Source organism: Paenibacillus sp. JCM 9796, assembly GCF_055379675.1.
Window position 1 is genome coordinate 841,730 of record NZ_AP043723.1, and the last position, 15,257, is coordinate 856,986.

The window sequence follows — 15,257 nt, forward strand, 5'->3', positions numbered from 1 at the left end:
AACCTCCTCATGATATCCTTTGTTATTTCAATAAAGCAGGCTACACCCTATTAAAATCTTGTTGTTGTAGCTCTTTGGATCAGCTTGGTTTCCAAGACACGGGGGGTCATCTCCGGCAGCTCATGACGGTCTTCGATTTGATGAATTAATTGAAATACCGCTTGTTTTCCGATTTCGTATATCGGCTGCGCGATGGTGCTGATTTCCGGCTCTACCATCTGTGTCATGCTGATCCCGTCAAAACCTATAAGAGCCACATCCTCAGGGACTTTAATACCCGATCGAATCAATGTTTTTAATGCACCAACGGCCATGAGATCGTTGGAGGTAAAAATCCCGTCTACCCCTTCGTTTTCCTTCAGTAATTGTTCAGTTACACGCATCCCGCACTCCATACTGAAATCCCCTTCATAAACAAGATCAGGATCAAAGCATCCGGCGTTTCGCAAGGTATCGGTATAACCGCGATTCCGGTTGGCGGAAGTAATAAGGTGATTCGGACCGCTTATATGCGCTATTCTTCTGCAGCCGATGGACAGCAAATGTTCGACGGCAAGAACGGCACCCTGATAATGGTTCACCCGAACAGAGGAAACCTCTTCGGAAAGCGCAGCGCGATCAAGAGATACAATAGGCATCCCGGAACCCAGTATGCCGTGAATTTCATTCCATGTAAGACCATGCTCGGCAAATATGATGCCATCGACATAGCGTTTCTTGAGAATATCGAGATAACGAAGCTCCTTAACTCCGTTTTCATCACAATTTCCCAAAAGGGTGGTTATCCCATAACTGCTTGCCGTATCCTCCACCGCTCTGGCGATTTCGGGAAAAAACGGATTGGTGATATCGGGAATAAGCAGTGCAATGGTATCTGTTTTCTTGCCTGCCAGGCCCCGGGCAACTGAACTGGGTGAATATTGCAACTTGGCCATACAAGCTTTGATCTTCTTTTCCGTGTCTTTGCTTATGTAGCCTTTTTGATTAATAACTCTGGAGACGGTGGCAACCGAAACCCCGGCCAACTTGGCAACGTCCCTAATCGTTGACATAGGATCCTTCTTTCAAGTGTAGTAAACCGGTTACACATGGCATGTAAAAAAATCCGGCACCCGAATAAGCACTCCTCCCCGCCGCATCACATGGTTTAGCCATAGACATGCACTCCTTCCCCCTTCAGTTTCTAAGCGCTTTCAACATGGAACAGGGATAGCTTACTCCCCTTTCCTTAAGCTTTCAACGCAAAAGTTCCGCTATACGCACCAATTATTTTTTATTTTTATTTTAAACCTTTCAAACCGATATAATATTGACTAACATTTATATTTTATGTTAATTTTTGAATAAGTTTATATAAGTTTTAATCCATAACGAAGGGGCGGAATAGCATGACTCATATTGACGAGGAAACTTTTTTTAAAGAAAAAGGATTTGGACAGCGAATCGGTTTTGGACAGCGTCCGGCGATTGTAGTTGTAGATTTTATTAAAGCGTTTACAGATTACCGGAACCCTGACCTGGTATTGGCCGCCAATGTGGATAAGCAGCTGCTGCAGACGAACCGTCTGATCGACGCCTCGCGGTTATTGCGCATTCCCGTTATTTTCACAACGGTCAGCTATGATGACAATCTTAAAGACGCGGGCATTTGGGCCTTGAAGCAGAGCGGGTTGGTTACGCTTCGATCAGGCACAGATGTCGTAGCTGTAGATTCCACCCTTCATAGGGAACCTGGCGATACGATCATTGTCAAGAAATATGCCTCATCGTTTTTCGGAACGGACCTCGTATCCCGCCTCGTATCCCATCAAGTGGACACGGTAATCCTAACCGGCTGCACAACAAGCGGCTGTATACGCGCAACCGCTGTAGACGCTATCTCTTACGGATTCCGCCCTATGATCGTAGAAGAAGCTGTCGGAGACCGGTCGGAAGCGGCACATAAGCAGAGCTTATTCGATTTGCAAGCCAAGTACGCGGATGTGGTCTCCATCGAGACTGTACTTTCTTATTTTCAAGAAATGATTCCATAACCATTTATTCAGATTCGGAACTGCGCGTACAGGCTCTGGCGTGCAATAGAAAACGGAGCCCGCAATCCCGCGCAGCTCCGTTTGTGATGTTCAGGATTCATGATAAATTTACCATACAAGATGATGCGAAGTCCGCCATCAGGAAGCTGGACGCCCGGAATCGGGTACAGGGCCTCGCAGAGGCGATTCGGTGAGGCGATTCGGTGAGGGATTCTAGAGTTCGCCGCGGCGGTTCTTGAACTTACTTTTTTCTAACACTGTACTTCTTAAAGTATCCTTCGATCTCTTTAGCTTCCCTATACACCCGGTACGGCTTACTAACGATCCTTACCGGCAACGAGAGCAGAAACTCCTTCAGGTGATGGCGGTATTCTTCCGTCATGCGTACCGGCTTGCTCCTGATTCTCTTCACAACTTCATCGTAAATTTCGTGAGAAATGTCAATATGAATATCCATCTGTCTACCGCAAAAATCACAATGGATTCGAGAAATATGTTTATTTAAATAGGTGATCGTGTGGTCGGTTTCTTCTTTACACCGGATACAAAAAAGAGAAGTATTGATCTGAGTCTCTTTCATATCGTTCCCCCGATTATTCTCAAATTTTCACCATATTATATCCTATTCCATGTGGCTAACAGGAATCCCGGGTTTTGCTCCGCACCTTTTGTACGAAGACATACTTTCATCTCCCTTCTTTGCTGAGCAGCAGCCTTCGCTGTCCTTTTATGCGATACGCTAAATTTGTCGAATTTTGCGATTGTCACTGTTATTATAAACCGCTTTCATTTGAAGTATCAATATCAAAAAGCGGTTTCACTAATAAAAAAGGCTGCATCGTCTGCAACCAGAGGTCATGCCCATTACTTTTGGCCTCTCATCTTTAGCGTCAACTCTACGGCCGTTTGCTCATCGGTTATCAACGTGTGAATATAGCCTCCCCGAAGCGTCGCCAGGATCGCCTCTACCTTATGAGCTCCTTCAACGACAGCAATAACCTTCCCCACATTCCTTAGATCGTCCACACGAATCCCAACGACCCGTTCATTGATCGTGTCCTTGGCAATGGAGCCGTCTGCACAAATAAAGCATGAGTTGATATCCCCTACCACACCTGCCTCTTTGATACTTCTGAGCTCTTTAGCGCCGAGATATCCGATCTCCTCCATCGTCGAATTCATGTACGGATTTCCGATTCCCACTATGGCAAGGTCGATTTTCTTCGCTTCTTCAAGTACATCGGCAACCGTCGGCGTTTGCAGCAGCAGGTCTCGAAAATTCTCGCTTTCTACAATAGCAGGAGCATATAACGATTCACAGCTGCAGCCTAGCTTCTTGGATAATTCATAGGCAATCTGATTCGAGTGAAGCTCGATCCGGTTAGATCCCATACCGCCTACAAGCGGGATTACCTTCAAATCGTCATGAGCTTCATTCGGAAATTCCTTGACCAGATTGTACAAGGTCGTCCCCCAGGAGATGCCGATCTTAGATACGTCCTTTAGATGCTTCAGCACATACGAGGCCGCAGCTTTAGATAAGACACTCTTCGCAATTTCAGCGGGCATATCGGCTGTAGGCACAACGACGACATCAACCAGTGAAAAGGCGGTTTCAATTTCTTGCTCCAGATTTATCGTTTGAAAGGCCTGGTCATGAATAATGATTTCAACCAACCCTTCATTACGCGCCTTCTGCAGACCCTTGGAAATAATCGGCCTGGAAACGCCCACCTTCTTGGCGATTTCCGCCTGCGTGAGTTCGTCAAAATAGTACATGCGACTAATCTTGAGTAAAAACTTCTTTTCCTGATCGGTCATCATCATCGCTCAACCCCATCCGTACTTCAACATATCAACGATTATATCACAATTTAGGATAACTCAAAAAGGTTGTCCTTATCGAGACAACCTCTTCGATTGCACCTTATCCCGTGTTCATGACGAACTCCCATACCGGCCATCCGCAGCTTCCGCAACCGACTCATGCAGAGACTCCGTTGTCACCTCAACCCTCATAATCAAAATCAAACCAGCAATTGGTACGGCTGTTCCAGCACGGTCTTTAATTCCGTTAAAAAGGCTGCGGCCGGAGCACCGTCGACCACCCGATGGTCAAACGAAAGACTCAGCGTCATCATTGGCCGAACCAGCACTTGCCCCCCTATGACAGCCGGCTTGTCTTGAATTTGTCCGACTCCCAGAATGGCCACCTCAGGCTGGTTAATGATGGGGGTGAAGGAATCGACCGCATACATCCCGAGATTGCTGACCGTGAACGTCCCCCCGCTCAAATCTTCCGGCTTCAGCTTGTTGTCGCGGGCTTTCCCCGCAACCTCCTTCGATTTCCTCACCAGCTCCGCCAGACCCATACGCTCCGCTTCGAAGATGACCGGCACGAGCAAGCCGTCTTTCACCGACACGGCCAACCCGATGTTCGTATGGTCCTGAAGCACGACCTCTTCATTCTCCCATCGCGCGTTCAAGTTCGGATGCTTCACGAGGCAAGCGGAAATCGCTTTGAGCAGGATCTCCGTATACGACAGCCGCAGGCCCGTCTGCTTCTCGACGATCGGCAGCAGCTCCGTACGCATCGCTTTCGCCGCCGTCATGTCCACCGTCGTCGTGATGGTGACGTGCGGAGCCGTATAGGCGCTTTGCGACATCCGCTGCGCAATAATTTTCCGCATGCCCTGCAGCTTGATCACCCGTTTCTCCCCGGCTTGCGCTTTCGCGGGCTGCAGGGCGCGCTCGACATCGGAGCGCACGATTTTGCCGCGTTCGCCGCTGCCCTCTACCTGACCAAGCTCCAGGCCGTTCGCCGCCGCAACCTTCTGCGCCAGCGGGGTCGCCCTGACCGTCGACGCTGCTTCCTTAGCCTTGGCGCCCGCAGAGACGTACCCTTCAACGTCCGCACGGTGAATCCGTCCCTTCTCTCCGCTGCCCTTGACCTGCTGCAGCGCCACGCCGTGGTCGCGCGCAGCTTTTCGCGCCGCCGGGGTTGCCCGCGGCTTCCCTTCCGCCGGCGCTTGCGCCGGCTCTTCGGACGCTTCAACGGCACCCTGACCCGATGCTGCAGGCCCGGCCGCTTCGCCATCCGAAGCCGCTCCCGAAGCGTCCGGCGGCCATGCCGGAGCCTGATCCCCGGCCTCTCCGATGTAACCGATGACGTGGTTGACGGGTACAACCGCATCCTCTTCGTAATATCGTTTCACTAAAATACCGGAATGGTACGCTTCCACCTCGATATTGATTTTATCCGTCAGCACTTCCAGCAGCGTGTCGCCTTGGCGCACGGCTTCCCCTTCTTGTTTAAACCAGCGAATAATCGTGCCTGTTTCCATCGTCATGCCGAGCTTCGGCATGAACACTTCATTTAGCATCTCCTTCGGGCCTCCCTGCCACTTACTTGAGCGCCTTCTTCACAGCCTGGACGATATCGTCGACTTGGGGAACGGCTTTTTTCTCCATGATTGGATTGTAGGGAATAGGAACGTCCAAGCCGCCCAGCCGCTGAATCGGCGCGTCCAGGTAATCGAACGCCTCGCTTTCCATGACCTGGCTGACAATCTCGCCGCCGAAACCGCCGCGTTTGACCGCCTCGTGAACGACGATGAGGCGTCCGGTTTTTTTCACGGATTCCACCACGGTTTCGATGTCCAGCGGCACCAGGGTCCGCGGGTCGATCACTTCGATCTGAATGCCCTCTTTCTCCAGCTGCCCCGCCGCCTCCAGCGCGCGGTGCACCATAATCGACGTCGCGACGACGGTTACGTCCGTCCCCTGGCGCTTCACGTCCGCCTTGCCGATCGGGAGCGTGTAGGCCTCTTCCGGCACCTCGTCCATGGTCCGGTAGAGCAATTTATGTTCATAGAATATGACGGGGTTATCGTCTTCTATCGCTGCGCGTAGCAAGCCCTTCGCATCATACGCGGTCGAAGGCTGAATGACCTTCAGGCCGGGGATGTGCGCCATCCACGCTTCCAAGCTTTGCGAATGCTGCGCGGCTGCTCCCGTACCCGAGCCCGCTGGCGTGCGCAGTACCATCGGCACCTTGCCCTTCCCGCCGTACATATAGCGGATTTTGGCCGCTTGGTTGACAATCTGATCGGTCGCAATCGTTATAAAATCGGAAAATTGCAGCTCCAGGATCGGCCGCATCCCCGTAAGCGCCGCCCCAACGGCAGCGCCGGCGATCGCCGACTCCGAAATCGGGGTATTGCGGATTCGCTCCGGACCGAATTCCTCGATCATCCCTCGCGTGACCCCGAACGCTCCCCCGTACACGCCGATATCCTCTCCGAGTACAAACACGTCCTCGTTTTCCCGCATCATCTGGGACATCGACTCTTTGATCGCTTCCAAATACGTTATTTTCCTCACTTCGTTCGGCTCCCCCTTACCCTGTACCTTCATCTATAGAACTTCAGCCAACTTAAGCGAATACGTCCTCCGTAATCGCATCCGGAGACGGCATCGGGCTCTCTTCCGCAAATTTGACGGCCGCTTCGATTTCTTTCAGCGCCTTCACCCGCAGCTCCTCGAGCTGTTCCCCGGTTGCAGCTTGATCCGCTAGTAAGCGGGCCGCCATTTTCGCAATCGGATCTTTTTCTTCTTTCCAGTACTGCTCTTCTTCTTTGGTCCGATACTTCTTGGCGTCGCTCTTCGAGTGTCCCTTCCAGCGGTAGGTCTTCGCTTCGATTAATGTCGGTCCGCTGCCGTTCCGGGCCCGCTCCACCGCTTCGTTCGTCACACGCATGACTTCAAAGATATCGTTCCCTTCCACCACAACGCCCGGGATGCCGTAAGCCTTGGAGCGGTCCGCAATGTTCTCTACCCCGATCATCTCTTTCGCCGGACCGGACATCCCGTATTGATTGTTCTCGCAAAAGAAGACAACCGGCAGCTTCCAGATCGCTGCAAGGTTGATCGCTTCATGAAAGCTTCCCTCGTTGCTTGCGCCGTCACCGAAGAAGCAGAGCACGACATAACCGAGGTTTTTCATCTTCGACGTAAGCGCAGCGCCCGCTGCGATCGGAATGCCGCCGCCTACGATCCCGTTAGCTCCCAGGTTGCCTTTCTCTACGTCCGCAATATGCATCGAACCGCCCTTGCCTTTACAGTAGCCGGTTTCCCTGCCGAACAATTCCGCCATCATCCGGTCCGCCTGCGCGCCTTTCGCGATACAATGACCATGGCCCCGGTGCGTGCTTGTGATCTTATCCCGATCTTCCAATACCGCGCAAGCCCCGACAGCCGTTGCCTCCTGCCCTACACACAGATGCGTTGTCCCGTGTATCAATCCCTTGGCAAAAAACTCATCGACCTTCTCGTCGAAATACCGCACCAGCCACATCTGATAATATAGATCCAGCAGTCTTTCTGCCGATAGATCGATTTTGGCTTTCATTTCTACTGCCATTTGGATATCCCTCCGTTTACATATGTTCTTATTCATTACATTTGTAATATCATACTACTTCTGTATTCTTGTTTTTGTCAAGGCTCATTTGTTTATATCAACCGACATATTCATATAAAATATGTTCCTGACTGCAACATTTTTTACAATTGTTATTGTATAATACATATGTAAGAGGGGGTGCTTATCCAATGAACAAGGAAAAGTGATGTCGGCATGCACGCAATAAATTTCCAGAATCAGTTAATAGCATTCAGGGAATTGGGGTACTCTATAGTATCATTAAACAGGAGGTTCACTAGATGAATGAATTGCTGAAGAAAGCTTTGTCGTTAGGACTCGGCGTCACGATCCTGAGCAAAGAGAAACTTGAAAGTGCAGTTGATGAATTAGTAAAAAAGGGAAATATTTCAGCCAATGAATCCAAAGAACTTGTCAACCGATTGATAGAAAAGGGGGAAGCCGAACAGGCACAGCTGAAGCAGCTCATTCGAGAGCAATTGAACAGCCTGTTAGCAGAGCTGCACGTGGCGACCAAGGAAGACATTGAAAATCTGAGCAAGCGTCTTGAAAAATTGGAAAACAACAACGAATAAGCTCTTGTTGCCTGAAAGGATGGTTTCACTTGATCGGCAAACGGATTCGCCATTTTAACCGTTATCGGGGCATTGCAATGGCCCTTACTCGCCATGGCTTTGGTTTTATCGTAGAAGAATTGGACATTTTCCATCTGTTGTCCTTGCCCGGCAACATTCGAAACGGAACAAAAAAGGACGAAAAAACATCTATTGGCGAGCGAATCCGTCTCGTTGTTCAAGAATTGGGTCCGACTTTTATTAAGCTGGGCCAAATTGCCAGTACACGGTCCGACCTCATACCGGAGTCTATCATTAAGGAATTGGAAAAGCTTCAGGATCAGGTTACCCCCTTCTCCTATCAGGAAGTCAAACATATCATTGAATCCGAATTGAACATCGATCTGGACCAAACCTTTCTCAGCTTTGAGGAAACGCCGCTGGCTGCCGCTTCGATCGGGCAAGTTCATCTTGCCCTTCTAACCACAGGAGAGAGGATCGCTGTTAAAGTCCAGCGCCCAACGATTGCCGAGACGATCCGAACGGATCTGGAAATCCTGCAAAATTTAGCAATCATGGCTGAAGCCCGCTTCGAATGGGCCCATCGCCATCAGCTTGTGCGGTTGTTTGAAGAATTTAAAAAATCGTTACTCGATGAGCTTGATTATACAATTGAAGGGAAAAATGCCGAAAAAATTGCCAGTCAATTTAAAAACCAGGCTCACATCCGAATTCCGAAGGTGTATTGGGAATTTTCCTCCAAGAAGATTCTAGCCATGGAGTTTATGGATGGGATCAAATTAAATTCTCCCCAACTGCTGCATGCCAAAGGCTATGATTCCAAAAGAATAGCCGAGCGGTTAATGAATGCCATTTTGCATCAAATTTTTATTAAAGGCTTTTTTCATGCGGATCCTCATCCCGGCAATATTACGGTGCTGCGGGGTGAGGTGATTGCATTTATGGACTTTGGATTGGTAGGCCGGTTGACGCCGAAGATCAAGCGGCAGCTCGCCAAGCTCATCATCGCATTAATGCTGCAGAGCTCGGAGGGTGTGATTAGAGCTTTGCTTGGGATGGGGCTTGTTACGCCGCAAGTGAACATGACAGACCTGCGTCGCGATGTCGATCTTCTTCGTGATAAATACGTTGGCGTGCCTTTCGGGGAGATGAGTCTTGGAGAAGCGGTAAACGATCTTCTGGAAGTAGCCTATCGGCATGAAGTCCGGATTCCCGCCGATTTTGTTCTATTGGGCAAATGCTTGATTACGGTAGAGGGTGTGGTTAAGCAGCTGGATCCCAAGATCAGCATCCTCCAAATCGCAGAGCCGTTCGGCAAAAAATTATTGCTCGAGCGTCTTCATCCCGGTTCGATACTGGAACATGTCAAAGAAGAATGGACGCAATACAGCGACATTCTCTTTGAATTCCCAAATCTGGTCAAAGAGCTGATCCCTTTAATTAAGAAAGGACAACTGGACGTCAGCATCCCTCAATTTGATCTTCTGCTTAGACAACTGGATCGGATCAGCAAGAGGATTTCGCTCAGTATGGTTTGGCTTTCTTTCTGCATCATCCTGACGGGAATCATGATCGGCTCTTCCCAGAGCAATCAGCCTGGCTTATTTGGGAGCATCCCTGTGCTGGAAATAGGCGCCCTGATCGCCGTGTTCATACTCGTTTGGTTCATTCATTCCATCTTCAAATCGGGTCGATCTTGACAGCAGGACGAACAGCGGCTCGATGAGCCGCATGGGGCCAGCTCTAGCTTGGCTGGCCCGAATCCTGCTTGTGGCTCTGTATTTTCATGAGTCTAACCATCTCTGAAGCCGTTTGTTCATCTGTAATCAGCGTATGAATATAGCCCCCCCGCAGAGCCGCCAAGACGCTATCTGCTTTATGGCTTCCTTGAACGATGGCGATTACCTTGCTCACGCTCTTCAATTCAACCACCTGAATTCCGATGACCCGCTCGTTGATCGAATTTTTTGCGATCGTGCCGTCCCTGCAAATAAAACAGGAGTTGATATCCCCGACAACGCCGGAGGCTTCCAAACTCTTCAACTCATCGTCCCCTATATAACCGATTTCCTCCAGGGTGGATTGCATAAAGGGATTACCGATCCCTACAATGGCCAGATCAATTTTTTTCGCTTCTTCCAACACATCGGCAACCGTCGGGGTTTGCAATAGAAGATCGCGGAAGCTTTCACTCTCCACAATGGCCGGCGCATACAAGGATTCACAGCTGCAGTTCAGCTTTTTGGACAATTCGTAGGCAATTTGATTCGAATGAAGCTCAATTCGATTAGAGCCCATGCCCCCTACGAGCGGGATTATCTTCAAATGCTCGTGAGCCTCTTCGGGGAATTCCTTCACCAGGTTGTGTAAGGTCGTCCCCCACGAGATGCCGATCTTCGTTACATGCTTGAGCTGCTTCAGCACATAGGAGGAAGCAGCCTTGGCAAGCGCACTATTGGCAAGCTCGGTTGACATATTGGCCGTGGGTACGACGATAACTTCTTCTAATGAAAAAGCGCTTTCGATTTCCTGCTCCAAATCGATCGTAGGCGCCGCTTGGTCATGTATAATAATTTCAACCAGCTTTACGTGGAGCGCCTTCTGAAGACCTTTAGATATGATAGGTCTGGAAACTCCGACTTTCTTGGCGATTTCCGCTTGTGTACAATCTTCAAAATAATACATGCGGCTAATCTTAAGCAGAAACTTTTTCTCCTCATCAGTCATCATCGTCAATCAACCCCACCCATACTTCATCATGATTATCAAGTCAGCTTTCACTAAAAAGGTGGATGTTATCGAAAGCGGATTCATTTGCTAAGATTACAGCGCCTTACCTTTATAGGCTCCCGGCGAGAAGTGCTTGATCCTGCAGCTTGCGCAGCTCCCAAATGACCGAAGAAGCCGTTTGCTCCACGTCATCGTACGTGATGATTTCACCGGCCCTTACCGCGCGTTTTACCGTCTGTGCTTGAACTAAACCGATCGGTAAGGCGTTTAGCGATTTCGCTTCGGCCGCAGTCATGATCTTGCCGTACACCGTGAATCCGCCGATCCCGTCCAGACGATCTCCCGGCTGCAGATCCTTCTTGGCGATGGTCACGGTTTCAGCCACCAGCCCTTTCCACGGTGCGATGGTTTGCTCATTGTAGAAGTAGGCACCAGCCACCGACAACGGGGTCTCCAGGCTCGTTAAATGGTACGGCCGGAATAACACAAAGTTCGGGCCTTTGCCCATCTTCAGGTACTCCATCTCATGCCGGACCTCTTCCTTGCCCGAGGTGACGATAACAAATACGCCCGGTGCTACACCGTTCACATATTCAACGACTCCTGTCCGCGTCAGGATGCCTCCATCCTCCCGCAGACGAAGCACCTGTGTCAGCTCCTCCACGGTTGCTACCGGCCCGTTCATCCCTGGTTGGTCCGGTACAAACCCTGTCGCGTTAGCCACCGCTGTCATCTCGATCATCGTCTTGGTTCCGTCTTGGAATGAAGCGATCATCTTCGGATTCGCCCCTACGCTTTGCGCATATTCACGTGCCGAATCCGGCGTTGCCTGCACATTAAGCGGGTTGTTCTTGCCTTTACCGATCGCCAGAACCTCGAAGCCGATAGCATCCGCAAAGTTGTACAGCTCCATGACCGCCCCTGGCTCGTCACCGGCCGAGCCCGTGTATACAACGCCTGCCGAAGCGGCCATTTTATTAAGCAGCGGGCCAACGGTTACATCCGTTTCGACGTTCAACATGACGATATGCTTTTTGTTCAGGATCGCCTTCCAGGCAATCTCCGCACCAACACTCGGTACTCCGGTCGCATCAACGATCACATCCACATTCGGGAGCGCGAGCAGCATGTGCATGTCATCCGTAACCACAACCGAACGCTGGTCTATCGCCCGCTCCGCCTGCTCCAGCTCGCGTGTTTGCACGATGTGCTCTGCGCGGACACCTGCAAACAAGTAAGCGTTTTTGGCCTGCTCAACCCTTATATCAGCAGTGGCTACCACACGCATTCCCTTCATGCTTTCGATTTGCGAGATCATGCCGCGTCCCATTTGACCCGCTCCAATTAAGCCGACACGGATCAAACCGCCCTTACGCTCCAGCTCCAACAGCTTTTTATTCATGTTCATATGGCTTCTCCCCGATCTTCTTCAATATTTGAAACTTCATTCATCACTCAGTTTGATAGGGCTGCCGCTTTAATCAAGCGCCTTATTTACATTTGTATCGATCGCTTTCATTTGTAATTCTAAACACTGCTTACGGTTCTGTCAACAAATAAATACCCGCTGTTCCACAAGGATAAAGATACTTCAACCAGCCGGCAATGATCGTAACCCTTCACGAGTTGCTCTAAGATAACATCGGCGTGTGTACGAAAAAGGCTGTCCGTTTCGAGACAACCTTTCCGATTGCATCTTATCCTGTATTAATGATTGACTCCCATGCCCAGCCATCCGTTAGCCGCCTCATAGAAAGACTCCGATACGGTCGGATGCGGATGGATCAGGTTTGCCCACTCTGCCACCGTGCCCTCTAAATGCATGAATGAGGAAGCTGTCGTAATCATGTCGGTCACGTGCGGCCCGACCATGGTTACGCCAACAATCTCGCCGTATTTCTCATCGGCGATCAGCTTCACGAAGCCATCGGTTTCTCCCATGGACAGCGCCTTCCCGTTCCCTCTCATGGAATACGTCTGGACTTTAACCGCAAGACCGCTGTTCTTCGCTTCCTGCTCCGTCATCCCTACACTGGCGATTTCGGGATGGGTGTAAATGCAGCGAGGTACGACGCGGTAATCGATTTTCTCTTGTTTTCCGGCCGCATTCGCTGCCGCTATAAGCCCTTCGGCACTAGCCACATGCGCCAATTGATATCCCCCGACAAGATCCCCAATGGCGTATACATGGGGGATGCTCGTTTCCATCTGTTCATTGACCTCGACAAATCGCCCGTTCATCTTGAGCGGCAGCTCCTCCAGCCCGCCAAGGCTTGGAGTCCGACCGACTGCGACCAGCAATTCCTCAGCCGCATGCTCGGACGTCTGGCCGCCGTGCGCCGCCGACACATGGAATTGGCCATTGTCGTAGCGAACCTGCTCCACTTTGGTCGCAGCCTGCACCTGAACGCCCCGCTGCTTCAACGCCTTGGCCAGCGCTTGGGAAGCCGCTTCGTCCTCAGTCGGCACGATGCGGTCGGTCGCTTCAACAACCGTCACCTGCGTGCCGAACGCCGAGAAAATAGCCGCGAATTCAACACCGATCACACCGCCGCCGATAATCGTCGTCGTTTTCGGTATACGGTCCATTTGGAAAATCGTATCGCTCGTTTGATAAGGCAGCCCGTCCAATCCCGGAATCGGGGGAACGAAAGGCTTGGAGCCTGTAGCCAAAATAATCTTGTCCGCGCGTACGCGGGTCACTCCCGTATCCGAAGCAACCTCGATCTCACGGTTCGGCAGCACCTTGCCCCAGCCGCGGAGATGGCTGATCTTGTTTGCTTTCAGCAGCCCCGCAATGCCGGTGCGCAGCGTCTGCATCACTTGGCCCTGACGGGCCAGCATCGCATCCCATGATAGTTCAACCGGGCCCGTCTTGATTCCCCAGGCTTGAACCTTCTTGATCGTTTCAACCGCTTCCGCCATATGCAGCAGCGTTTTGGACGGAATGCATCCGCGGTTAAGGCATGTGCCTCCAAGCTCGGAAGCTTCGATCAGGGCAACCGATAGCCCTAGCTTCGCCGCACGGATCGCAGCCACATAACCGCCCGGGCCTCCACCGAGCACTACCAAATCGTATGAATTCAACGTTGTCACCTCAACCCTCATAATCAAAATCAAACCAGCAATTGGTACGGCTGTTCCAGCACGGTCTTTAATTCCGTTAAAAAGGCTGCGGCCGGAGCGCCGTCGACCACCCGATGGTCAAACGAAAGACTCAGCGTCATCATCGGCCGAACCAGCACTTGCCCCCCGATGACAGCCGGCTTGTCTTGAATTTGTCCGACTCCCAGAATGGCCACCTCAGGCTGGTTAATGATGGGGGTGAAGGAATCGACCGCATACATCCCGAGATTGCTGACCGTGAACGTCCCCCCGCTCAAATCTTCCGGCTTCAGCTTGTTGTCGCGGGCTTTCCCCGCAACCTCCTTCGATTTCCTCACCAGCTCCGCCAGACCCATACGCTCCGCTTCGAAGATGACCGGCACGAGCAAGCCGTCTTTCACCGACACGGCCAACCCGATGTTCGTATGGTCCTGAAGCACGACCTCTTCATTCTCCCATCGCGCGTTCAAGTTCGGATGCTTCACGAGGCAAGCGGAAATCGCTTTGAGCAGGATCTCCGTATACGACAGCCGCAGGCCCGTCTGCTTCTCGACGATCGGCAGCAGCTCCGTACGCATCGCTTTCGCCGCCGTCATGTCCACCGTCGTCGTGATGGTGACGTGCGGAGCCGTATAGGCGCTTTGCGACATCCGCTGCGCAATAATTTTCCGCATGCCCTGCAGCTTGATCACCCGTTTCTCCCCGGCTTGCGCTTTCGCAGGCTGCAGGGCGCGCTCGACATCGGAGCGCATGATTTTGCCGCGTTCGCCGCTGCCCTCTACCTGACCAAGCTCCAGGCCATTCGCCGCCGCAACCTTCTGCGCCAGCGGGGTCGCCCTGACCGTCGACGCTGCTTCCTTAGCCTTGGCGCCCGCAGAGACGTACCCTTCAACGTCCGCACGGTGAATCCGTCCCTTCTCTCCGCTGCCCTTGACCTGATGCAGCGCCACGCCGTGGTCGCGCGCAGCTTTTCGCGCCGCCGGGGTTGCCCGCGGCTTCCCTTCCGCCGGCGCTTGCGCCGGCTCTTCGGACGCTTCAACGGCACCCTGACCCGATGCTGCAGGCCCGGCCGCTTCGCCATCCGAAGCCGCTCCCGAAGCGTCCGGCGGCCATGCCGGAGCCTGATCCCCGGCCTCTCCGATGTAACCGATGACGTGGTTGACGGGTACAACCGCATCCTCTTCGTAATATCGTTTCACTAAAATACCGGAATGGTACGCTTCCACCTCGATATTGATTTTATCCGTCAGCACTTCCAGCAGCGTGTCGCCTTGGCGCACGGCTTCCCCTTCTTGTTTAAACCAGCGAATAATCGTGCCTGTTTCCATCGTCATGCCGAGCTTCGGCATGAACACTTCATTTAGCATCTCC

Annotated in this window: 13 protein-coding genes; 3 read left to right on the forward strand and 10 right to left on the reverse strand. The window is 51.7% G+C overall.

Annotated features, from left to right (window positions below; all coding sequences use genetic code 11):
• Positions 1–50 precede the first annotated feature (50 nt).
• Positions 51–1,052 (reverse strand): LacI family DNA-binding transcriptional regulator, encoded by a 1,002-nt coding sequence (locus tag ACZ439_RS04155; protein WP_054795305.1) that lies wholly within the window; start codon positions 1,050–1,052, stop codon positions 51–53.
• A 336-nt stretch (positions 1,053–1,388) separates the two neighbouring features.
• On the opposite strand from ACZ439_RS04155, the gene ACZ439_RS04160 reads away from it, so the two are divergent.
• On the forward strand, positions 1,389–2,033 hold the full coding sequence (locus ACZ439_RS04160; protein ID WP_464620653.1) for an isochorismatase family protein: 645 nt from the start codon (positions 1,389–1,391) through the stop codon (positions 2,031–2,033).
• 241 nt (positions 2,034–2,274) lie between these two features.
• Here the strand turns inward: ACZ439_RS04160 and ACZ439_RS04165 are convergent, their stop codons facing one another.
• The 5 genes from ACZ439_RS04165 to ACZ439_RS04185 all read right to left on the reverse strand — a co-directional run bounded on the left by ACZ439_RS04165 (position 2,275) and on the right by ACZ439_RS04185 (position 7,455).
• Positions 2,275–2,613, reverse strand: a complete 339-nt coding sequence (locus ACZ439_RS04165) for a bh protein (RefSeq protein ID WP_127610559.1) — start codon at positions 2,611–2,613, stop codon at positions 2,275–2,277.
• Positions 2,614–2,897: 284 nt separating this feature from the next.
• Positions 2,898–3,860, reverse strand: a complete 963-nt coding sequence (locus ACZ439_RS04170) for a sugar-binding transcriptional regulator (RefSeq protein ID WP_230876220.1) — start codon at positions 3,858–3,860, stop codon at positions 2,898–2,900.
• A gap of 200 nt (positions 3,861–4,060) precedes the next feature.
• Positions 4,061–5,416: a 2-oxo acid dehydrogenase subunit E2 gene (locus ACZ439_RS04175; protein WP_141335570.1), complete on the reverse strand. Its 1,356-nt coding sequence runs from the start codon at positions 5,414–5,416 to the stop codon at positions 4,061–4,063.
• A 22-nt stretch (positions 5,417–5,438) separates the two neighbouring features.
• A complete protein-coding gene (locus tag ACZ439_RS04180; protein WP_127610563.1) occupies positions 5,439–6,416 on the reverse strand; it encodes an alpha-ketoacid dehydrogenase subunit beta in 978 nt (325 codons plus the stop codon).
• A 52-nt stretch (positions 6,417–6,468) separates the two neighbouring features.
• Positions 6,469–7,455 carry a thiamine pyrophosphate-dependent dehydrogenase E1 component subunit alpha gene (locus tag ACZ439_RS04185; RefSeq protein ID WP_141335571.1) on the reverse strand — a complete coding sequence of 329 codons (987 nt, stop codon included), beginning with the start codon at positions 7,453–7,455 and terminating at the stop codon, positions 6,469–6,471.
• A gap of 302 nt (positions 7,456–7,757) precedes the next feature.
• On the opposite strand from ACZ439_RS04185, the gene ACZ439_RS04190 reads away from it, so the two are divergent.
• On the forward strand, positions 7,758–8,051 hold the full coding sequence (locus ACZ439_RS04190; RefSeq protein ID WP_127610783.1) for a phasin family protein: 294 nt from the start codon (positions 7,758–7,760) through the stop codon (positions 8,049–8,051).
• A 29-nt stretch (positions 8,052–8,080) separates the two neighbouring features.
• Positions 8,081–9,751: an ABC1 kinase family protein gene (locus ACZ439_RS04195; protein ID WP_464620654.1), complete on the forward strand. Its 1,671-nt coding sequence runs from the start codon at positions 8,081–8,083 to the stop codon at positions 9,749–9,751.
• 43 nt (positions 9,752–9,794) lie between these two features.
• On the opposite strand, the gene ACZ439_RS04200 is transcribed toward ACZ439_RS04195, so the two are convergent.
• The 4 genes from ACZ439_RS04200 to ACZ439_RS04215 all read right to left on the reverse strand — a co-directional run bounded on the left by ACZ439_RS04200 (position 9,795) and on the right by ACZ439_RS04215 (position 15,253).
• On the reverse strand, positions 9,795–10,781 hold the full coding sequence (locus ACZ439_RS04200) for a sugar-binding transcriptional regulator (RefSeq protein WP_372813586.1): 987 nt from the start codon (positions 10,779–10,781) through the stop codon (positions 9,795–9,797).
• A 109-nt stretch (positions 10,782–10,890) separates the two neighbouring features.
• Positions 10,891–12,189: an NAD(P)H-dependent oxidoreductase gene (locus ACZ439_RS04205; RefSeq protein WP_127610781.1), complete on the reverse strand. Its 1,299-nt coding sequence runs from the start codon at positions 12,187–12,189 to the stop codon at positions 10,891–10,893.
• Between the two features lie 299 nt (positions 12,190–12,488).
• The gene (gene lpdA, locus ACZ439_RS04210; protein WP_174817621.1) at positions 12,489–13,868 is read right to left on the reverse strand and encodes a dihydrolipoyl dehydrogenase; all 1,380 of its coding nucleotides are present in this window, start codon (positions 13,866–13,868) and stop codon (positions 12,489–12,491) included.
• Positions 13,869–13,897: 29 nt separating this feature from the next.
• On the reverse strand, positions 13,898–15,253 hold the full coding sequence (locus tag ACZ439_RS04215) for a 2-oxo acid dehydrogenase subunit E2 (RefSeq protein ID WP_464620655.1): 1,356 nt from the start codon (positions 15,251–15,253) through the stop codon (positions 13,898–13,900).
• Positions 15,254–15,257: the final 4 nt, after the last annotated feature.